General features: G+C 70.8%; 15 protein-coding genes and 1 riboswitch. Of the genes, 11 read left to right on the top strand and 4 right to left on the bottom strand.

All coding sequences use genetic code 11. From position 1 onward, the window contains the following. Positions 1 to 248 precede the first annotated feature (248 nt). The gene (locus tag RWH44_RS02100; protein WP_316003285.1) at positions 249 to 1,322 is read right to left on the bottom strand and encodes a DUF559 domain-containing protein; all 1,074 of its coding nucleotides are present in this window, start codon (positions 1,320 to 1,322) and stop codon (positions 249 to 251) included. On the opposite strand from RWH44_RS02100, the gene RWH44_RS02105 reads away from it, so the two are divergent. The 9 genes from RWH44_RS02105 (at position 1,248) to RWH44_RS02145 (ending at position 11,147) form a co-directional block, all read left to right on the top strand. Then, entirely contained in the window at positions 1,248 to 1,808 is a 561-nt protein-coding gene (locus tag RWH44_RS02105; protein WP_316003286.1) for a GNAT family N-acetyltransferase, read from the top strand. The genes RWH44_RS02100 and RWH44_RS02105 overlap by 75 nt on opposite strands. A gap of 48 nt (positions 1,809 to 1,856) precedes the next feature. Next, positions 1,857 to 2,720 carry an Fpg/Nei family DNA glycosylase gene (locus tag RWH44_RS02110; protein WP_316003287.1) on the top strand — a complete coding sequence of 288 codons (864 nt, stop codon included), beginning with the start codon at positions 1,857 to 1,859 and terminating at the stop codon, positions 2,718 to 2,720. Positions 2,721 to 2,943: 223 nt separating this feature from the next. After that, positions 2,944 to 3,093, top strand: a riboswitch (FMN riboswitch). A 56-nt stretch (positions 3,094 to 3,149) separates the two neighbouring features. Next, positions 3,150 to 4,223 (top strand): bifunctional diaminohydroxyphosphoribosylaminopyrimidine deaminase/5-amino-6-(5-phosphoribosylamino)uracil reductase RibD, encoded by a 1,074-nt coding sequence (gene ribD, locus RWH44_RS02115; protein ID WP_316003288.1) that lies wholly within the window; start codon positions 3,150 to 3,152, stop codon positions 4,221 to 4,223. Further along, positions 4,223 to 4,879, top strand: a complete 657-nt coding sequence (locus RWH44_RS02120) for a riboflavin synthase (protein ID WP_316003289.1) — start codon at positions 4,223 to 4,225, stop codon at positions 4,877 to 4,879. Before ribD ends, RWH44_RS02120 begins: the two co-directional genes overlap by 1 nt. Next, positions 4,876 to 6,144 carry a GTP cyclohydrolase II gene (ribA, locus tag RWH44_RS02125; RefSeq protein ID WP_316003290.1) on the top strand — a complete coding sequence of 423 codons (1,269 nt, stop codon included), beginning with the start codon at positions 4,876 to 4,878 and terminating at the stop codon, positions 6,142 to 6,144. The genes RWH44_RS02120 and ribA overlap by 4 nt, the downstream gene beginning before the upstream one ends. After that, positions 6,144 to 6,617: a 6,7-dimethyl-8-ribityllumazine synthase gene (gene ribH, locus RWH44_RS02130; protein WP_316003291.1), complete on the top strand. Its 474-nt coding sequence runs from the start codon at positions 6,144 to 6,146 to the stop codon at positions 6,615 to 6,617. Before ribA ends, ribH begins: the two co-directional genes overlap by 1 nt. A 405-nt stretch (positions 6,618 to 7,022) precedes the next feature. After that, entirely contained in the window at positions 7,023 to 7,376 is a 354-nt protein-coding gene (locus tag RWH44_RS02135; RefSeq protein ID WP_298874335.1) for a Fe-S protein, read from the top strand. A gap of 248 nt (positions 7,377 to 7,624) precedes the next feature. Continuing rightward, positions 7,625 to 9,079, top strand: a complete 1,455-nt coding sequence (locus tag RWH44_RS02140; RefSeq protein ID WP_298874332.1) for an MFS transporter — start codon at positions 7,625 to 7,627, stop codon at positions 9,077 to 9,079. Between the two features lie 193 nt (positions 9,080 to 9,272). Next, positions 9,273 to 11,147 (top strand): ABC transporter ATP-binding protein, encoded by a 1,875-nt coding sequence (locus RWH44_RS02145; RefSeq protein WP_316003292.1) that lies wholly within the window; start codon positions 9,273 to 9,275, stop codon positions 11,145 to 11,147. Positions 11,148 to 11,508: 361 nt separating this feature from the next. Here the strand turns inward: RWH44_RS02145 and RWH44_RS02150 are convergent, their stop codons facing one another. Continuing rightward, a complete protein-coding gene (locus tag RWH44_RS02150; RefSeq protein ID WP_316003293.1) occupies positions 11,509 to 13,398 on the bottom strand; it encodes a phosphoenolpyruvate carboxykinase (GTP) in 1,890 nt (629 codons plus the stop codon). A gap of 117 nt (positions 13,399 to 13,515) precedes the next feature. Between RWH44_RS02150 and RWH44_RS02155 the strand changes: the two genes are divergently transcribed. After that, complete coding sequence (locus tag RWH44_RS02155) at positions 13,516 to 14,955, top strand: XRE family transcriptional regulator (RefSeq protein WP_298874325.1); 1,440 nt, start codon at positions 13,516 to 13,518, stop codon at positions 14,953 to 14,955. 308 nt (positions 14,956 to 15,263) lie between these two features. Here the strand turns inward: RWH44_RS02155 and RWH44_RS02160 are convergent, their stop codons facing one another. Both RWH44_RS02160 and RWH44_RS02165 read right to left on the bottom strand, forming a co-directional pair. Further along, a complete protein-coding gene (locus tag RWH44_RS02160) occupies positions 15,264 to 16,736 on the bottom strand; it encodes an NAD-dependent succinate-semialdehyde dehydrogenase (protein WP_316003294.1) in 1,473 nt (490 codons plus the stop codon). 369 nt (positions 16,737 to 17,105) lie between these two features. Continuing rightward, entirely contained in the window at positions 17,106 to 18,950 is a 1,845-nt protein-coding gene (locus tag RWH44_RS02165) for an FAD-dependent monooxygenase (protein ID WP_316003295.1), read from the bottom strand. Positions 18,951 to 19,047: 97 nt separating this feature from the next. On the opposite strand from RWH44_RS02165, the gene RWH44_RS02170 reads away from it, so the two are divergent. Next, a complete protein-coding gene (locus tag RWH44_RS02170; protein WP_316003296.1) occupies positions 19,048 to 19,752 on the top strand; it encodes an IclR family transcriptional regulator in 705 nt (234 codons plus the stop codon). Positions 19,753 to 19,938 lie beyond the last annotated feature (186 nt).

Below are 19,938 nucleotides of genomic sequence, written 5' to 3' on the forward strand. Positions count from 1 at the left end.
CAGCACAACTCCTGCAGATCGGCCCGCAACGCAGGCTCCCAACCACGCCGGCCCCGAATTGCAGGAATTGTGCGGGCAGCGCGACCTCGCGCATGCCTCGTCCGTGTGCCCTTTCGCGCGCTCGGCCCGAAGAACGCGGACGCCGGACCACCTCGGATCCCGCCGACGCGGAGTACGTCGACACCTGAGCCCGCGATGCGGGAATCGCGTGGGGACGGAGCAGGGCCGCGCGGTCCGCGGCCGCGGCGTCAGCGTCGAAGTCGCGGCTTGAGCCCCGCGATCGCCGCACGAACAGCCTCCGGCTTGTACAGGATCTCCTCCGCGATGAGGCGGAGGGTGACGTAACCCGCCGCTGCGGCGGCGCGATCGCGACGACGGTCCTCACGCTGAGCCTCCCAGGACGCGTGATGGGCCTTGCTGTCGCATTCGATGATGAGCCACCCCTCCACGACGAAGTCGACTCGACCCACGTGCGGAATCTGCACCTGCGCTCTCCACCGCAACCCGAGACCGCGGAGCATGAGCCGCACCAGCGTCTCGGGTCCCGACTCTGCCGATGGATCCACGAGGTGCCGCGGGCGCCGGAAGCGGCGCGGGAGCGCACGGAAGATCTTTCCCAGATTCGCCTCGTCGATGAGTCCACGGTTCCAGGCGCTGTCCAGCGACGCGACCAGGCTCCGCGGTGGTTGACACGCTGCCGACTGGACGAGAGCCTCGATGATCGGTGTATGCGTGGCTCGAGGAAGTGCGGTGCTCGACCGCCAGTGGCCCCGTACGTCACTCCCCCGCACCGGCAGGCGACTCGCGACACGATCGAATTGCACGTGCAGGCACCTGACATCGTGCGCGAACACGCCGCGTTCGTGGAGCAGGGACAGGCAATCCAAACGACCCCCGTGCTGTACCGCGCGCAGCACGGGGGCCGATACTCCGGCCGGTAGATACGTGTCCCGTCGTGCGCGCAGCAGATGACCCGCTCGGACCGCCCGTTCGATCTCGCCACGGGTCATTCCTTCGGCACGGAGGTCGCGGAAGGAAGCCGAGGCGGAGGACACGGATCGAGGGTCCTCCACCTGGAGCGGCCACCGTGGGCTCACGACGACTTCTGGGGATAACTTCCCTCCGGGGCGCGAGCGGCACAACTCCTGCAGAACCCGCCGATCGGGCCCGCATTCCTCCTCGACGTACCGAATCGCAGGAGTCGTGCTCGTCGACAGCACCGCCCGGCGGGCGGGTAGCGTGGCCGGATGGAACCCCCGGTCCTGCGCACCGCCCGCCTCGAGCTGTCGGCACCGGGCGACGACGACGTCGCCGCGATCCATGCCGAATGCCAGGATGCCGCGATCCAGCGACTCACGACGGTCCCCTCGCCCTACCTCCCGGCGGACGCCCAGACGTTCGTCGACCTCACGCGCGCCTGGTGGGTGGAAGGGTCCGAGGCGACGTGGGCGATCCGCCTCGAGGGACGACTCGTCGGCATGGTGGGACTCGCGAAGCTGCCGAGCGGCGGGCCGGAGATCGGCTACTGGGTGTCGTCTCGCGTGCGCGGTCATGGCATCGCGACCGAGGCGGCGTGTGCCGTCGTCGACTGGGGATTCGCGCCCGAGCGTCCCGCGATCGAACGGATCGAGTGGCGAGCCGTGGTGGGCAACACGGGCTCGGCGCGTGTCGCCCGCTCGCTGGGGTTCCGCTACGAGGGATTGCTGCGGCGAGCGCACGTCAACTCGCTGGGGCGCTCCGACCTGTGGATCGGCGGGCTGCTGCGCGACGACGACCGCGCACCGGTGCCGTGGGCGGTGCTCGGCTAGCACGCAAGGCCCGGCCCCGATGTCGGAGGGGCGTGGCAGCATGGGCACATGCCGGAGATGCCAGAGGTCGAGGGGCTCGTCGAGTTCCTGCGCGGGCGGATCACGGGGCTGCGCATCGACAAGGCGACCGTGTCGGCGATCAACGCCCTCAAGACGTTCGACCCGCCACTGTCGGCCCTGGTGGGCGCTGCGGTGACCGACGCCCGGCGGCACGGCAAGTTCGTCGACCTCACGACGGATGCCGGCATCCATCTCGTCTTCCATCTCGCCAAGGCGGGGTGGCTCCGGTGGTACGACGCGCTGCCGTCGACGATCATCAAGCCGGGCAAGACCCCCATCGCCCTGCGCGTCGGCTTCGACGACGGGGCGGGATTCGACCTCACCGAGGCGGGCACCAAGAAGTCTTTGGCCGTATACGCGGTCCGCTCGCCCGATGACGTGCCCGGCATCGCGCGCCTCGGGCCCGATCCGCTCGACGACGACTTCGGCCGCGAGCGATTCGGAGCGCTTCTGGCCGGCCGCCGCACGCAGATCAAGGGCGTGCTGCGCGACCAGTCGATCATCGCGGGCGTCGGCAACGCCTACTCCGACGAGATCCTGCACGCGGCGAAGATGTCGCCCTACGCCCTCGCGGCGAACCTGTCCCAGCCCGAGGTCGATCAGCTCTTCGAAGCCATGACGACGACGCTCACCGAAGCGATCGAGGCCGCGCGCGGCAAGCCCCCGGCCGAGCTGAAGGATGCCAAGAGGCGGGGGATGCGCGTGCACGGGCGGCGCGGCGAGGCGTGCCCGGTGTGCGGCGACGAGGTGCGCAGCGTCTTCTTCGCCGACAACTCCCTCGAGTACTGCCCCACGTGCCAGACGGGCGGGAAGCTGCTCGCCGACCGGCGGTTGTCGCGCCTGCTGAAGTGAGGTCGTCCGCGGCCGTCGCCGGGATGCCGGGCCACGGCGTTCCCGACCCCAGCGGGCGCGCGAGGTCGGGGAGGCCCGTCCACGGTTCTGCGGAAGAGGGAAGACGGGCTGGAGCCTCGCCCCGACTGCGGGCGTCTCTGCCGTCGTCCATACCGCAGAACGTCGCCGGATGACGGGGAATGAAACCGCGAACCCCGCGTTGACTACACTTCGAAGAGCAAACAACGTGCTCCGGGGTCGGTGAGAATCCGAACCGGCGGTGATAGTCCGCGAACCCCTCCGCATCACGCGGTGGGGCCGATCCGGTGGAATTCCGGGACCGACGGTGATGCGGGGGTCTCCCCTCGCTAGTCCGGATAGGAGGCAGCACGGACGGCGCGACGCGCCTTCCCGCTGGCCCTGCCCCGACACCGCGGGAAGGACAGGGAAATGGCATCCGCCGTCGAGATCGACGCCATGCGGCGAGCGCTGCAGCTCGCCCGGCGCGGCCCGCGCGGGCTCAATCCGCAGGTCGGTGCCGTCATCCTCTCACCCGCCGGCGAGATCCTCGCCGAGGGACACCACCGCGGCGCCGGGACCCCTCACGCCGAGGTCGACGCGCTTTCTCAGCTGTCTCCCGGAGCGGCGCGCGGAGCCACCGCCGTCGTGACCCTCGAGCCCTGCAATCACACCGGTCGCACCGGCCCCTGCGCCGTCGCCCTGATCGAGGCCGGGGTCGCTCGCGTCGTGTACGCGCTCGACGATCCCACCGACGCCGCGGCCGGAGGGGCCGACCGCCTCCGCGCAGCCGGGATCGACGTCGAGACCCGGATCGAGACGGATGCCGCGCGCTCGCTCATCGCGGACTGGATCCACCTGCAGCGCACCGGTCGACCGCACGTCACGGTGAAGTGGGCGCAGAGCCTCGACGGTCGTGCGGCAGCGGACGACGGCACGAGCCAGTGGATCACCGGCCCCGAGGCCCGTCGCGACGTGCACGCGCGACGCGCGCAGGCGGACGCGATCGTGGCCGGCACGGGCACCGTACGCGCCGACGACCCGGCGCTCACCGCGCGAGCCGCCGACGGCACGTTGCTCGAGGATCAGCCCCGGCCCGTCGTGATCGGCGAGAGCGAAACGGCTCCGGATGCCGCGGTGCGCCGTCACCCGCGCGAACCGCTGTTCTACGCCACCCACGACCTTGCGGCCGTGCTGGCCGATCTCGCCGAGCAGGGCGTCCAGCGCGTGTTCGTCGAGGGCGGCCCGACGCTGGCGAGCGCCTTCGTGCGCGAGGACCTCGCCGACGAGCTGCTCGCCTACGTCGCCCCCGTGCTGCTCGGTGGATCCCGTCTCGCCCTGGGAGATGTCGGGGTGCCGAGCATCGATGCGGCGAGACGGCTGACGGTGGCATCCGTCCAGCCCCTCGGCGATGACCTGCTGATCGTCGCCCGCCCGGTCGAGACCGGGATCCGAAGCCCCGAGACTGTGCCCGCCGCCGCGGGCGAGAACGAAGGAGACGCCTGATGTTCACCGGAATCGTCGAAGAGATCGGCGCCGTCACCGCCGTCGAGCCGTCGGGAGACGGCGTGCGGCTGACGCTGCGCGCCCCGCTGTCGGTGTCGGACGCCGGACACGGCGACTCGATCTCGGTCAGCGGCGTGTGCCTGACGGTCATTGACCAGGGGGATGACTGGTTCACCGCCGACGTCATGAAGCAGACCCTCGACATGTCGACGCTCTCCGACGTGGCGCCCGGTCGCGCCGTCAACCTGGAGCGGGCCACCGCCGCGCACGGGCGTCTCGGCGGCCACATCGTGCAGGGGCACATCGACGGCACGGGCACCGTGCGCGAGGTGCGTCCGGGAGCGCAGTGGAGCGTCGTGCGCGTCGGCATCCCGGTCGAGCTCGCGCCGCTCGTCGTCGACAAGGGCTCGATCGCGATCGACGGCGTCTCGCTCACCGTCAGCGCCGTCAGCCCCGCCGCCGAGGCGGAGCCCTGGCTCGAGGTCTCGCTCATCCCCGAGACGCTCGCGGCCACCACGCTGGGCCGCGCCGAGGCCGGCACGCCCGTCAACCTCGAGACCGACATCCTCGCGCGCCACGTGCGGCGCATGCTCGCCTTCCGTACGACAGAGAACCCCGCGGCCACCGCCGCATCGACCGAGAGGGGCTCCGCATGAGCCTGTCCACCATCCCCGAGGCCCTCGAGGCCCTGCGTCACGGGCGCCCGATCCTGGTCGCCGACGACGAGAACCGCGAGAACGAGGGCGACGTCATCATCTCGGCCCAGCTCGCGACCCCCGAGTGGCTCGCCTGGACCGTGCGGTGGTCGAGCGGCTACGTCTGCGCCCCCATGCCCGGCGAGTGGGCGGACCGCCTCGACCTGCCCCCCATGGTCGAGGTCAACCAGGACGCTCGGGGCACCGCCTACACGGTGAGCGTGGATGCCGCGTCCGGCGTCACCACCGGCATCAGCGCCGCCGACCGCGCGCGCACCCTCAACGTGCTGGCTGATGCGGCATCGGTCCCGACGAGCCTCATCCGCCCCGGTCACGTGCTGCCCCTTCGTGCCGTCGACGGCGGTGTTCGCGAGCGCGCCGGTCACACCGAGGCGGCTGTCGATCTCATGCGTCTCGCGGGTCTCGAGCCCGTGGGCGCGATCGCCGAGGTCGTCGCCGAGGACGGCAGCATGATGCGCCTGCCCGGACTCTTCGAGCTCGGCGAGCGCGACGGCATCCCGGTCATCACCATCGAGCAGCTCATCGCCCACCTGAACGAGACCGACCCGCTGCCGGAGACCGCCGCGCCGAAGCGTCGCGTGAGCCTGCGCGCCGAGTCGAACGTGCCCACCTCGCACGGCACCTTCCGCTTCCTCGCCTACAAGGACCGCATCACCGGCACCGATCACCTGGCGGTCGTCTCCGGCGACCTCACCGAGAGCGCGCCCCTCGTGCGCGTGCACTCCGAGTGCCTGACCGGCGAGGCCTTCGGGTCGCTCAAGTGCGAGTGCGGACCGCAGCTCGAGGCCGCCCTCGACACGATCGACCGCGACGGCGGCATCGTCATCTACATGCGCGGTCACGAGGGTCGCGGCATCGGCCTCATCAACAAGCTGCGCGCCTACAACCTGCAGGAGCGCGGCATGGACACGGTGGATGCCAACCTGGCCCTGGGACTCCCCGCCGACGCTCGCGATTACGCCGCCGCCGCCGGCATCCTGACCGATCTCGGTGTCGACAAGGTGCGCCTGCTCACCAACAACACCGACAAGGTCGCGCAGCTGCGCGGTTTCGGTCTCGACGTCGTCGAGCAGGTGCCGCTCCTCGTGGGCGTCGGCCCCAACAACCACCAGTACCTCGAGACGAAGCGCGACCGGATGGGTCACATCATCGCCGAGGACGACCTGCGCGACGCCCTCGCGCACATGAAGGAAGAGAGCGTCTGATGGCCGGTAGTGGAGCACCCGAGACCGGGGGTATCGACGCCTCCGGACTGAACGTCGTCGTCATCGCCGGCACCTGGCACGAGGTCATCATCGACGGCCTCATCGCCGGGGCGAAGCGCGTGCTGGATGCCACCGGGGCGACCTATCGCGTCGTGCGCGTGCCGGGTTCGTTCGAGCTGCCCGTGGCGGCCAAGGCCGCGCTCGACGCCGGGGCGGATGCCGTGGTCGCGCTGGGCGTGATCATCCGGGGTGGGACGCCGCACTTCGACTTCGTGTCGTCGGCCGCGACCGATGGCCTGACCCGCGTCGCCCTCGACACCGGCAAGCCGGTCGGCTTCGGCGTGCTCACCCTCGACGACGAGCAGCAGGGTCTGGATCGCGCGGGGCTTCCGGGCTCGAAGGAGGACAAGGGCGAGGAGGCCGCGGATGCCGCGATCCGCACCGCCCTCGTGCTGCGGGAGCTGCGCGGCTGACCTGGGGTGTGCTGTGGGCCCGGCGACCGCCAAGGTCGCCGGGCCCGTTCTCGTCTGCGGCCGGGGTCGGAGGGGGCTGAGCCCGTCGTCACCGGCGGGACGCAGCGGAGGGGGCTGAGCCCGTCGAAGTCACCGGGCACCCCGCGGGCCGGGGCGGACCCTTCGACAAGCTCAGGGACCTCTCCGCGCCAGCGCGAAACCCGCGAACACAGGGGGCTGAGCCCGTCGAAGCCACCGGGACCCGCGGGCCGGGGCGGACCCTTCGACAAGCTCAGGGACCTCCCACCGGGCTCAGGGGCCTTTGCGCGGGGGTCGGCGGCCGATCGCGGCACTCGGGAGCCGGGGCCGCGCGCGGTGAGGGCCTCCTTGCTGGCGACGCGGGCGCGGCATCCTTACCCTGACCGTATGGAGATCCTGCGCAGCGTCGTCGTCCTCGTGCACCTGATCGGCTTCGCGGTGCTGTTCGGCGCGTGGGTCGTCGAGGCGGTGGCCCGGCGCGCGCGCGTGACGCCGCTGATGAACTACGCCCTCGTGATCTCCCTGGTCACCGGTCTCGCGCTGTCGGCACCCTGGGGACTCGACCACGACCTCAACTACGCCAAGATCGGCATCAAGCTCGTCGTTCTGCTCGTGATCGGCGCTCTGCTGGGTATCGGTTCCGCACGCCAGAAGCGCGCCGGCTCGCTCTCCCCCGCGATCTTCTGGCCGATCGGCATCCTGGCTCTGCTCAACGCGGGTCTCGCGGTCATCTGGCACTGACCGCGCGGGAGACGGTCGCTAAGACACGGCGACGGTGCACGGCGCCCACGCACGGCACACGACGGTCGGTGCGCGGGGACGGACCGCGCTCAGCGCGCGCATAGACTGGAGGGTCTAGACGCCCCTCACTCGGGGACGTCGCCGGTGCCTCCGCCCGTGCGCTCTCTCACCACCACCCCCGTGACCGCTGCGCGCCACCGCTGCGCCCCATCCCGGACGCGATTGAAGACTCTTCCCGTCAGGCCCTCATGACCACGTCATCCCCCTCCACCCGCTCGACCCCCGCCGCACCGGCGAACCCCCGCTCGCGTGTCATCACCGCGAGCCTCATCGGCACCACGATCGAGTTCTACGACTTCTACGCGTACGCCACGGCGGCCGTGCTCGTGTTCCCGATCCTCTTCTTCCCGACCGGCAACGAGACCACCTCGTTGCTGCTGTCGTTCAGCGTCTTCGGCGCCGCCATGGTCGCGCGCCCCCTCGGCGCCGTCGTCTTCGGCCACTTCGGCGACCGCTTCGGTCGCAAGGCGACCCTCGTGGCATCCCTGTTGACGATGGGTGTCGCGACCTTCCTGATCGGACTGCTGCCGACCTTCAACGAGATCGGCGTCTGGGCGGCGATCCTGCTGCTGATCATGCGTCTCGCCCAGGGCTTCGCGCTCGGCGGCGAATGGTCGGGCGCAGCGCTGGTGGCCACCGAGAACGCCCCGAAGGGCAAGCGCGCCCTGTTCGGCACGTTCCCGCAGCTCGGCGCCCCCATCGGCTTCATCATCGCCAACGGCATCTTCCTCATCATCAACTTCGCCCTGCCGCACCCCGACGGCACCGCGCAGCGCTCCGCGGAATTCCTCGCGTGGGGCTGGCGCGTGCCGTTCCTCTTCTCGGCCGTGATGGTGATCGTCGGCCTCTGGGTGCGTCTCAAGCTCGTCGAGAGCGAGTCGTTCGCGAAGGCGGAGAAGAGCGGCGTGATCCGCAAGTTCCCGCTGGGCGAGGTGATCCGCCGCAACTGGAAGCAGCTGATCCTCGGCACGTTCATCATGCTGGCGACCTACGTGCTCTTCTACCTCATGACGAGCTTCACCCTCTCGTACGGCACCAAGCCCACCGCCGAGACCGCGGCCGCTGCGGCCGAGAAGGCCGGTACGGCATTCGACGCGGCCGCGTACGTTCCGGGCCTGGGCTTCGGCTACACCGACTTCGTCATCATGCAGATCATCGGCGTGGTGTTCTTCGGTGTCTTCACGATGCTGTCGGGCCCCCTCGCGGACCGTTTCGGCCGCAAGCGCCTGCTCATCGGCGTGACCCTCGCGATCATCGTGTTCGGCTTGACGTTCGCCTTCTTCCTTCTCCCCCAGGCCGACGCGACGCTCACCCACGTCTACGTGCAGGCGTTCCTGATCATCGGATTCCTGCTCATGGGCTCGACCTTCGGTCCCATGGGTGCCGTGCTGCCCGAGCTGTTCCCCACGAACACGCGCTACACGGGCTCGGCGATCTCGTACAACGTCTCGTCGATCCTGGGCGCGGCCCTCGCGCCGATCGTCGCCGTCGCGTTGTGGGCCGCCGGCGACGGCAACCCCTGGCTGGTCGGTGTCTACCTGTCGGCGATGGGCGTGCTGACCCTCATCGCGCTCGTGCTCTCGCCCGAGACGAAAGACGTCGACTACGACGACAACATCGCCGCGGGAGCGACCGCGCCGTAACGCGGTCCGGTTCGCGACGACGGATGCCACGGGGCCTCGGCCTCGTGGCATCCGTCGTCTCCGCGGGCGCACGCACGGCTCCTCCCCACGGGCGCTTCGGCGCGGGTTCTCCCCCCTTCCACCGCGCGAGGGCGAAGCGCATAGCGACGGAAGGTACGGTCGAAGTACCCCGATCCCTTTCCCGAGGATGAGCATGTCTTCACCCGCTCCCGCGCGCGGTCGGCGCGGCCGCCGCGCCCCCGAAGGTCCGCGCGCGTCGTTCCGTCAGCTGCTGCCCTTCCTGCTCGAGCACAAGCGCACGCTCGCCGTGGTCGCGGTGCTCAGCGTCCTCGGAGCGGCGGCGACGCTCGCCCAGCCGCTGCTGGTCGGCCAGGTCATCACGCGCGTGCAGAACAGCGTCCCGCTCGGCGCCCTCGTCTGGCTGCTGGTCGCGTTCGTCGTGCTCTCGTCGGTGATCTCCGGCTTCCAGCACTACCTGCTCCAGCGCACCGGCACCGCGGTCGTCTACTCGTCGCGGCGGCGCCTGATCGCCCGCATCCTGCGCCTGCCCATCAGCGAGTTCGACGCGCGTCGCACCGGCGACCTCGTCTCGCGCGTGGGCACCGACACGACGCTCCTGTACGCCGTGCTCACGCAGGGGTTCGCGGATGCCGTGGGCAATGCGCTCATTCTGCTCGGCGCCATGATCGCAATGGCGTTCATCGATCCCCTCCTGCTCGTGCTCATCGTGGTGGTCGTCGGAGCATCGCTCGGTGTCGTGGTGCTGCTCAGCACGCGCATCCGCGCGGCATCCGCGGTGCAGCAGGAGAAGGTCGGCGAGCTGTCGTCGGGTGTCGAGCGCGCGGTGGGGTCGATCCGCACCATCCGCGCGTCCGGCGCGACCGAGCGCGAGACCGCCGCCGTGACCGAGAACGCCACCGCCGCGTACGAGGCGGGAGTCCGTATCGCCCGCGTGTCGGCGCTGATCGTGCCCATCGCCTTCGTCGCCCTGCAGGTCTCTCTGCTCGTCGTGCTGGGCGTCGGCGGATACCGCGTGGCATCCGGGGCCATCGACGTCGCCTCTCTGGTCACGTTCGTGATCTTCCTGTTCCTGCTCGTGCAGCCGCTCGCCTCGGCCATCGGCGCGATCACCTCGGTCAACCAGGCCCTGGGTGCTCTCGGGCGCATCCAGGAGGTCCTCGACCTCCCGCTCGAGCAGGACGGCGACCGAGCGGGCACCGTGCAGCCCGAACCCGATGCGGCCGCGATCGAATTCCGCGGCGTGCGGTTCCGCTACCCCGACCACGTCGTCAGAGCCCGCGAGGCGGCGGCGAAAGAGGCGCAGTCCGTGCTCGCCGAGGTGCACCTCGACGCCGCCGCGCCGGACGCCCCGGCCGACGAGGCCGACCGCGAGGTGCTGCGCGGGGTGTCGTTCACGGTGCCGCACGGCGCGCGGGTCGCATTGGTGGGCCCTTCGGGGGCGGGGAAGAGCACGATCCTCTCCCTCGTCGAGCGCTTCTACGACCCCACCTCGGGGGCGATCCTCGTCGACGGCGTCGATGTGCGCGATCTCGCGCGCGACGATCTACGCGCGCGCTTCGGCTACGTCGAGCAGGACGCCCCGACCCTGGCCGGCACGATCGCCGACAACCTGCGCCTGGCTTCGCCCGAGGCGTCGGACGCCGAGTGCGAGCGCGTGCTGCGCGCCGTGAACCTCGGTGACGTGCTGGAGCGCAACCCGCTCGGCGTCGACGCCCCCGTCGGCGAAGACGGCGTGATGCTCTCCGGCGGAGAACGCCAGCGCCTGGCGATCGCGCGGTCCCTGCTGGCCGCTCCCCCGGTGCTGCTGCTCGACGAATCGACCTCGTCGCTCGACGGTGTGAACGAACAGCGCATGCGCGAGGCGATCGACGCCGTGGCCGCCGACCGGACGCTGCTGGTGATCGCGCATCGCCTCTCGACCGTCGTCGACAGCGACCTGATCGTGGTGCTCGAGAACGGCCGCGTCGTCGGCCAGGGCACGCACAGCGAGCTCGTGGCATCCACTCCCCTGTACCGCGACCTGGCGAAGCACCAGTTGTTGGTGTGACGTGTGGCGCGGTTCCCGTGCGGTGCCGCGCCGCACAGAGCCGCGGTGTGCGGTGTCGCAGCGCACCGGAGCTGCGCCGCACGGACCCGCAGTGTGCGGTGTCGCAGCGCACGGGGCTGCGCCGCACGGGGCCGCGCGCAGGAGGGGGTGCCCCGCCCTTCGAGAAACGCTCGCTGTGCTGAGAAACGCGCACTGCGGGCGTTCCTCGCTAGAGCGGGCGTTTATCGGCGTGGGGGCGCGGGCGGACCCGCCCCACGCCGGGAGCGGACACACCGACGCCCCTCCCGCGCGCCAAGAACGGGAGGGGCGTCGATTCCGGGGCTCGCCCGCTGCGCGAAACGGCGCGCGAGGCGAGCCGGTCTCAGGGGCGCTGCAGGCGGTAGCGCAGCGACGCCAACTCGGCGCGCAGGGCGGCCGGGAGGTGCGAGCCGAAGGTGTCGTAGAACTCCTCGGTGAGGTCGGCCTCGGCCAGCCACGACTCGCGGTCGATCGCGAAGAGCTCCTCGAGGTCGGCGGCGGGCAGGTCGAGGCCCGTCAGGTCGAGGTCCTCGGTGCGCGGCAGGCGTCCGATCGGGCTGTCCACGGCATCCACCTGTCCGTCGACGCGGCGGATGATCCAGTCGATGACGCGGGCGTTGTCGCCGAAACCGGGCCAGAGGAAACGACCGTCGTCGCCTTTGCGGAACCAGTTCACCTGGAAGATGCGCGGCGCGCGGTCGAACCGCAGCTTCTGGCCCACCTTGAGCCAGTGGCCGAAGTAGTCGCCCATGTTGTATCCGCAGAACGGGAGCATCGCGAAGGGATCGCGGCGGAGTTCGCCGACGGTGCCCTCCTGAGCGGCCGTCTTCTCGCTCGAGACGGTCGAGCCGAGGAACACCCCGTGCGACCAGTCGGTGGCCTCGAGCACGAGGGGGACGTTGGTGGCCCGGCGTCCGCCGAACAGGATGACGTCGAGGGGAACGCCCTCGGGGGCCTCCCAGTCCTCGGCGATCTGGGGGCACTGCGCGGCACCGACGGTGAAGCGCGAGTTGGGGTGCGCGGCGGGGCGGCCCGACGCGGGCGTCCAGGGCTTCCCCTCCCAGTCGATGAGGTGCGGGGGCGCCTCGTCGGTCAGCCCCTCCCACCACACGTCGCCGTCGGGACGCAGCGCCACGTTGGTGAAGATCGTGTTGCCCCACAGCGTCTCGATCGCCGTGACGTTGGTGGATTCGCCGGTGCCGGGGGCGACGCCGAAGAAACCGGCCTCCGGGTTGATGGCCCAGAGGCGCCCGTCGTCGCCGGGGCGGATCCAGGTGATGTCGTCGCCGAGGGTCTCCACGCGCCAGCCGGGGATCGTCGGGCGGAGCATCGCGAGGTTCGTCTTGCCGCACGCCGAGGGGAACGCGGCGGCCACGTGGTACGCCTTGCCCTTCGGGTCGATGACGCGGATGAGCAGCATGTGCTCGGCGAGCCAGCCTTCGTCGCGACCGATCACCGACGCGATGCGCAGGGCGAAGCACTTCTTCGCCAGGATCGCGTTGCCGCCGTATCCCGAACCGAACGACCAGACCTCGAGCGTGTCGGGGAAGTGCACGATGTACTTCTCGTCGTTGCAGGGCCACTCGACGTCGGCCTGGCCCGGCGCCAGCGGCGCGCCCACCGAGTGGACGGTCTTGACCCACGGCGCACCCTGCGCGATCTGCTCGGTGACGGCCGTGCCGACCCGCGTCATCACACCGATGGATGCCACCGCGTAGGCGCTGTCGGTGATCTGCACGCCGATGTGGCTGAGGGGGCCGCCGACGGCGCCCATCGAGAACGGCACGACGTACATCGTGCGACCGCGCATCGAGCCGTCGAAGACGCCGTCGAGCGTCGCGCGGATCTCGGCCGGAGCGATCCAGTTGTTGGTGGGCCCGGCGTCCTCTTCGCGCTCCGAGGCGATGTAGGTGCGCGACTCCAGGCGCGCGACGTCGCCGGGGTGGGAGCGGGCCAGGTACGAGCCCGGGCGCCACTCGGGGTTGAGCTTGATGAGCTTGCCCTCGTCGACCATCTCGCGCAGCAGCGCGTCGTTCTCGGCCGCGGAACCGTCGACCCAGTGGATGCGGTCGGGCTTCGTCAGGGCGGCGACCTGGTCGACCCAGGCGGTGAGAGCGGCGAGGCCGGGACCGTCGACGGCCGGCTTCACGCCGTGACCGGGGCGGGCGGGGGCGGGGGCGACCGCGGCGGCGCGGCCGGTGGAGCGGGAAGCGAAGATGTCGGCGAGAGCCATGTCGTTCTCCTCGGTTGAGAGCGAATTCGGTGTTCTCCCCCATCATGAGCGCCTCCACCCCGGTCTTTCGGAGGATATTGCGTGTAAGAAACCCCCTTCTTTCGATATGGTCAAGGAATGGCCTCGTCCTTCGAACTCACCACGCTCGGTCATCGCATCCGGCATCATCGGCTCGCTCGGGGATACACCCTCGACGAACTGGGCGCCCTCGTCGGCGTGGCCGGGAGCCAGCTGAGCCTCATCGAGAACGGCAAGCGCGAGCCCAAGCTCTCCCTCCTGCAGGAGATCGCGCGCGCGACCGAGACCGAGGTCACCGAGCTGCTCTCCCGAGAACCCCCGAACCGGCGCGCGGCGCTGGAGATCGAGCTCGAACGGGCGCAGACCAGCCCGTTCTTCCGCCAGCTCGGCATCCCGCCCGTCAAGGTGACCAAAGGGACCAGCGACGAGACCATCGAGGCCGTGCTCGGCCTCCATCGCGAACTGCTCAGGCGCGAGCGCGCGACGATCGCGAGCCCAGAGGAGGCGCGTCGCGCCAACACCGAGCTGCGCCTGCGCATGCGGGAGACCGCGAACCACCTCCCCGAGATCGAGCGCCTCGCCGAGAAGCAGCTCAAGGCCGCGGGCCACTCGACGGGAGCCCTGACCCACCGCACGGTCAGCATCATGGCCGAGCAACTGGGCTTCGAGCTGATCTACGTCGCCGACCTGCCGCACTCGGCGCGTTCGGTCACCGACCTGGAGCACGGGCGCATCTACCTGCCGCCCGCCTCGATCCCCGGCGGCCACGGCCTGCGGTCGATGGCGCTGCAGGCGATGGCCCACCGCCTGCTCGGACACCGCCCGCCCACCGACTACGCCGACTTCCTGCAGCAGCGCCTCGAGATCAACTACTACGCCGCATGCTGCCTCATGCCCGAGACCAGCTCCGTGGCGTTCCTGACGCAGGCGAAGAAGGACCGCAACCTCGCCGTCGAGGACTTCCGCGACGCGTTCGGCGTCACTCACGAAGCGGCCGCGATGCGCATGACCAACCTCATGACGACGCACCTCGGCATCCGTCTGCACTTCCTGCGCGTCGACGGCGACGGCGCGATCTCGCGCGTGTACGAGAACGACGGGCTTCCCCTGCCCACCGACGTCACCGGCAGCGTCGAGGGGCAGGTGGTGTGCAAGAAGTTCTCGGCGCGCTCCGCCTTCGCCGAGCACAACCGCACCACCGAGCACTACCAGTACACCGACACCCCCGCCGGGACGTTCTGGTGCTCGACCCAGACGGGCACGACCAGCGACGGCGATTTCTCGATCACCGTGGGCGTTCCCTTCGACGACGCCCGGTGGTTCCGCGGACGCGAGACCGCCAAGCGCGGCATCTCGCACTGCCCCGACGAATCGTGCTGCCGTCGTCCCGACACGGAGGCCGCCGAGCGCTGGCAGGGCAAGGCCTGGCCGAGCGCGCGGGTGCACCGCCACATGTTCTCGCCGCTGCCGCGGGGCATGTTCCCCGGCGTCGACGACGCCGAGGTCTTCGCGTTCCTCGACCGGCACGCGGACGGCTGAGCGTCCGCGGAGCCGGCGCAACTCCTGCAGGATCCGTGGATCGCAGCTGAGAGAGGCGCAAACGGACGGCATTGCAGGAGTTGTGCACGGATGACCGCCGAGAAGCCCCCTGATGTCGGCACCCCGGCGAACCCGAACACGCGGCGAACCTGCAGCACAACTCCTGCAGGGCTGACGGGATGGAGCCAAACGGGAGCCGAACCGTCGGATCTGCAGGAGTTGTGCACAGACGACCGCACCGGATGCCACGACCCCGGGCCCTCGTGGGGCGCCGGGGTCGTGGCATCCGGTGTCTTCGGCTCAGTCGGTCAGGCGTAGGGGTTCGCCGTCAGCGTGTACTTCGTCTGCAGGTACTCGTGGATGCCCTCGTCGCCGCCCTCGCGGCCGAGTCCCGACTGCTTCCAGCCGCCGAAGGGGGCGGCGGCGTTGGAGACGACGCCGACGTTGAGGCCCATCATCCCGGTCTCGAGCTTGTCGATCATGCGCTGACCGCGCGCGAGCGACTCGGTGAAGACGTAGGAGACGAGGCCGTACTCGGTGTCGTTCGCCAGGCGCACGGCGTCGTCTTCGTCGTCGAAGGGGATGATCGCGAGCACGGGTCCGAAGATCTCCTCGCGGAGGATGTCACTGCCGGGCTTCACGTCGGACACGACGGTCGGCTCGAAGAACGTGCCGGGTCCGTCGATGGGCGATCCGCCCGTGGTGACGGTGGCGCCGCGCTCGACGGCATCCCCCACCAGGGTCTTGGCCTTGTCGACGGCGCGGTCGTCGATGAGGGGGCCGATCTGCACGCCCTCCTCGGTGCCGCGGCCGATCTTCATGCCCTGCACGCGCTCGGTGACACGTCGGGTGAACTCCTCGACGACGCTGCGCTGCACGATGAAGCGGTTGGCCGCGGTGCAGGCCTGTCCGATGTTGCGGAACTTCGCGAGCATCGCACCCTCGACCGCCTTGTCGAGGTCTGCGTCGTCGAAGACGACGAACGGCGCGTTGCCGCCGAGCTCCATCGAGGTGCGCAGGACGCCCGGAGCGGCCTGCTGCAGCAGCTTCACGCCGACCGGGGTGGACCCGGTGAATGAGAGCTTGCGCAGGCGCGGGTCGGAGATGATGCGCTCCGAGACCGGGCCGGTGTTGGTGGTCGTGACGACGTTGACGACGCCGGCGGGGAGCCCGGCATCCTGCAGGATCTGGGCGAAGAAGAGGGTCGTCAGCGGCGTGAGGGTGGCGGGCTTGATGACGACCGTGCAGCCGGCGGCGAGCGCGGGGGCGATCTTGCGGGTGGCCATCGCGAGGGGGAAGTTCCACGGGGTGATGAGGTAGCAGGGCCCCACGGGGTGCTGTGAGACGATCATGCGGCCGGTGCCCTCGGGGTTGGCGCCGTAGCGGCCCTGCGTGTGCGCGGTGACCTCGCTGAACCAGCGGAGGAACTCGCCGCCGTAGCCGACCTCTCCGCGGGCCTCGGCGAGGGGCTTGCCCATCTCGAGCGTCATCAGCAGCGCGATGTCTTCCTTGCGCTCCTGGAGCAGGTCGAACGCGCGGCGGAGGATCTCGGCGCGCTCACGCGACGGCGTGGCCGCCCACGACGGGAACGCCTCGGCCGCGGCATCCATCGCCGCCACGCCGTCGTCGATCGACGCGTCGGCGATCTCGAGCAGGACGTCACCGGTGGCGGGGTCGTTCACGGCGACGGTCTTGCCGCCCTCGGCCGAGCGCCATTCCCCGTTGATCAGCAGACCGGTGGGTACGGATGCCAGCAGCTCGCTCTCGCGCGGATCGGTCATGTGTCCTCCTGGATCGGGGCGGGGTGTCCCGCCCATTCTCGTCAGCACGCGAAGCGGTGCCGATATACGTCGTGTACAAAGCAGATGCAGGGATTGCCATCGTGGACACCGAGGGACGTCGCACGGCTGCCGGCGCCCCCGCCGCGCCGTCGTGAGGCCCCGCCGCGCCGCTCGGCGCCGCGCCGCTCGACGCCGCACTGCCACGCTCGGCGCCGCACTGCCCCGCGCGGCGCCGCACTGCCCCGCTCGGCGCCGCACTGCCCGGCGATAAACGCCATCCCTGTGCGGAAACGCGGCAACGCTGCGTGTCTCGCGAGGATCGGCGTTTATCGCGAGGTTCGGCGACCGCGCGGAGCAGCACCGGGCGCGTCAGTTCGCCTCAGCCACCGCGGGCACCGCCATCACCCCGGACAGGAAGCGCTCCAGGCCGGCGGGGTCGCGGAGGGGCAGCACGTGCGCGACGTACTGGTCGGGGCGCACGAGCACCACCGCCCCCTCGGCGTCGATGCCCCGCTCGGCGAAGATGTCGGCGCTCGTCCACGCCGAGGGCGCGGCGGCGAACACCTTCTCGAGGTCGGTCAGCCCCAGCGGCCCCGACTGCGGGCGGAAGAGCGCGGGCACGTCGACGACGTCCTCCCAGCGCCCGGGGAAGATCGCCTTCACGTCGAACACCGCGTCGAGGTCCGCCCCGGCGGGGGTGAAGCGCTCGACGATCGGCAGCGCGGCCTCGGCCCACTCCCGCAGCGCCGAGCCCTCGGCATCCGCGAAGGCGTAGATCCTCCAGCGCCCGTCGGCCTTCGCGTGATGACCGAGGTGCACGGCGTTGCCGTCGCATACCCGCACGACCTCGACGCTGTGGAAGCGTCTCCCGACGGGGAAACCGGATGCCAGCTCCTGCGTGGGCGCGTCGGAGACCAGGGCCGAGGGCGCGTACCGCGTGCCGAAGCCGGAGGGGAACTCCGCGGTGGCGAGGTAGTAGGTCGCGAGCTCGTCGGGGTCGGTGATCTCGCCGGGCTTGCGCGCCATGAGCGACGACCACTCGCGGTCGAAGTCGATGAGCTGCTGCGCGACCGGGCGGCGCTCGTCGTCGTAGGTGCGCAGGAGCGACGCGGGCGCGAGCCCGGTGAGCACGTGGCCGAGCTTCCAGCCGAGGTTGAAGCCGTCCTGCATCGAGACGTTCATGCCCTGGCCCGCCTTGGCGCTGTGGGTGTGGCACGCGTCGCCGGTGAGGAAGACCCGCGGGCCGTCGAGGTCGTCGACGAACTGGTCGGTCACCCGGTGCCCGACCTCGTAGACGCTGGACCACGCGACCTGCTTCACGTCGATCGAGTAGGGGTGCAGGATCTCGTTCGCCCGGCGGATGACCTCCTCGATCGGCGTCTGCCGCACGCGATGGTCGTCGTCCTCCGCCACCTCGCCGAGGTCGATGTACATGCGGCTGAGATATCCGCCCTCACGAGGGATGTGCAGGATGTTCCCCGCCGCCGCGTTGATCGCGCACTTGATGCGCCAGTCGGGGAAGTCGGTCTCGACCAGCACGTCCATCACGCCCCACGCGTGGCGGGCGGCCGCGCCGACGTGCGTCCGGCCGATCGCCTGGCGCACGCCGCTGCGGGCGCCGTCGCATCCCACGACGTACCGCGCGACGATCGTGCGCTCGCCCTCCGCGGTGCCGACGCGCACCTCGACGTCGTCGGCGCGCACCTTCAGGCCGAGGAACTCGACGCCGTAGTCGGGGGTGATCCGCGCCGGTCCGTGCGCCGCGGCCTCGGCGAAGTAGTCGAGCACGCGCGCCTGGTTGACGATGAGGTGCGGGAACTCGCTGATCTTCAGGCCGTAGTCCTCCGTGCGGGTCGTGCGCATGATCCGATCGGGGTTCTCGGGGTCGGGTACCCAGAAGTTCATCCAGCCGATGTTGTACGCCTCGGCCGTGATGTGGTCGGCGAAACCGAAGGCCTGGAACGTCTCGACGCTGCGGGGTTGGATGCCGTCCGCCTGACCGAGCGCGAGCCGCCCGTCGCGCTTCTCGATGAGGCGCGTCGTGAGCTGCGGGAACTGCGACATCTGCGCGGCGAGCAGCATGCCGGCCGGGCCGGAGCCGACGATGAGCACGTCGACCTCGTCGGGCAGTTCGGCGGGCCGATCGAGACCCGTGCCCGCGGCGTTCTGCACGCGCGGGTCGCCCGAGACGTAGCCGTGGTGGTGGAACTGCATCGTTTCTCCTGACGTCGATGTCGGGGTTGCCTCGGCAGTCGTCGTGTTCTATATTCGAACACAGCGTTCTGCTATCGAACGAGAGGCTAGCCGCTCCATGCCCGCACGGCAAGACTCCTCCCCCGCCTCGCAGACGCTTAGCCGTGGCATCCGCCTGCTCGAACACCTCGCCGACGCCCGCACGCCGCTCACGATCGACGAGCTCGCGCAGCGCGTCGACCTGCACCGCTCCGTCGCCTACCGGCTGCTCCGCACCCTCGAGGACCACGGGCTGGTGACGAGGGATGCCGCGGGCGCGGTGCGCCTGGGAACGGGACTCGCAGCTCTCGCCGCGGGCGTCGCCGCCGACCTGCAGGCCGAGGCCCTCCCCGAACTCACCGCGGCGGCGAACGACCTCGGCATGACGTGCTTCCTCGTCGTGCTCGACCACGACGAATGCGTCACGCTCACGAGCGTCGAGCCCCGCCACGCGGTCACTGCGGTGGCGCAGCGGCCGGGGGCGCGGCATCCGGTCACCCGGGGAGCCCCGGGACGCGCGATCCTCGCGCAACTGCCGCCGCGGAGGTGGCCGGATGCCGTCGACGCCCGCCTCGCGGCCGAGGTGGCGGATGCCGCGGAGCGCGGATGGGCGACGAGTCACGACGAGGTCGTCCCGTCGCTGCGCGCGGTTGCGGTCGCGTTGTCGGTGCAGGGTCGCGAGCCCGCGGCCGTGGCGGCGGTCCACGTGAGCAGCGATCTCAGCGACGCCGCGATCGCGGAGCGGCTTGCGGCTGCGGCGGAGGCGATTCGCGGGACGCTCTGACCACCGCCTCCCCCGCGCGAGTCGCCACGATCTGTCGCCTCCCCACCCGCTGAAGCGACGAATGTTGGCGACTCGCGCCCCTATACTCGATCCCGTCAGGCGCACGAGGTCGTGCGTCGCTGCTCGAAAAAAGGGCACGTAGCGGAGTCCCCGCGAGACACATACGGCATCCATCCCGTTCGTCTC

Source organism: Microbacterium phycohabitans (assembly GCF_032464935.1).
GTDB classification, from domain to species: domain Bacteria; phylum Actinomycetota; class Actinomycetes; order Actinomycetales; family Microbacteriaceae; genus Microbacterium; species Microbacterium phycohabitans.

Excerpts from the sequence above, each read along its gene's own strand:
- RWH44_RS02105 (WP_316003286.1), top strand. The coding sequence starts at position 1,248 with ATGGAACCCCCGGTCCTGCGCACCGCCCGCCTCGAGCTGTCGGCACCG.
- RWH44_RS02100 (WP_316003285.1), bottom strand. The coding sequence starts at position 1,322 with ATGGATCGCGGCGACGTCGTCGTCGCCCGGTGCCGACAGCTCGAGGCG.
- RWH44_RS02110 (WP_316003287.1), top strand. The coding sequence starts at position 1,857 with ATGCCGGAGATGCCAGAGGTCGAGGGGCTCGTCGAGTTCCTGCGCGGG.
- ribD (WP_316003288.1), top strand. The coding sequence starts at position 3,150 with ATGGCATCCGCCGTCGAGATCGACGCCATGCGGCGAGCGCTGCAGCTC.
- RWH44_RS02120 (WP_316003289.1), top strand. The coding sequence starts at position 4,223 with ATGTTCACCGGAATCGTCGAAGAGATCGGCGCCGTCACCGCCGTCGAG.
- ribA (WP_316003290.1), top strand. The coding sequence starts at position 4,876 with ATGAGCCTGTCCACCATCCCCGAGGCCCTCGAGGCCCTGCGTCACGGG.
- ribH (WP_316003291.1), top strand. The coding sequence starts at position 6,144 with ATGGCCGGTAGTGGAGCACCCGAGACCGGGGGTATCGACGCCTCCGGA.
- RWH44_RS02135 (WP_298874335.1), top strand. The coding sequence starts at position 7,023 with ATGGAGATCCTGCGCAGCGTCGTCGTCCTCGTGCACCTGATCGGCTTC.
- RWH44_RS02140 (WP_298874332.1), top strand. The coding sequence starts at position 7,625 with ATGACCACGTCATCCCCCTCCACCCGCTCGACCCCCGCCGCACCGGCG.
- RWH44_RS02145 (WP_316003292.1), top strand. The coding sequence starts at position 9,273 with ATGTCTTCACCCGCTCCCGCGCGCGGTCGGCGCGGCCGCCGCGCCCCC.
- RWH44_RS02150 (WP_316003293.1), bottom strand. The coding sequence starts at position 13,398 with ATGGCTCTCGCCGACATCTTCGCTTCCCGCTCCACCGGCCGCGCCGCC.
- RWH44_RS02155 (WP_298874325.1), top strand. The coding sequence starts at position 13,516 with ATGGCCTCGTCCTTCGAACTCACCACGCTCGGTCATCGCATCCGGCAT.
- RWH44_RS02160 (WP_316003294.1), bottom strand. The coding sequence starts at position 16,736 with ATGACCGATCCGCGCGAGAGCGAGCTGCTGGCATCCGTACCCACCGGT.
- RWH44_RS02165 (WP_316003295.1), bottom strand. The coding sequence starts at position 18,950 with ATGCAGTTCCACCACCACGGCTACGTCTCGGGCGACCCGCGCGTGCAG.
- RWH44_RS02170 (WP_316003296.1), top strand. The coding sequence starts at position 19,048 with ATGCCCGCACGGCAAGACTCCTCCCCCGCCTCGCAGACGCTTAGCCGT.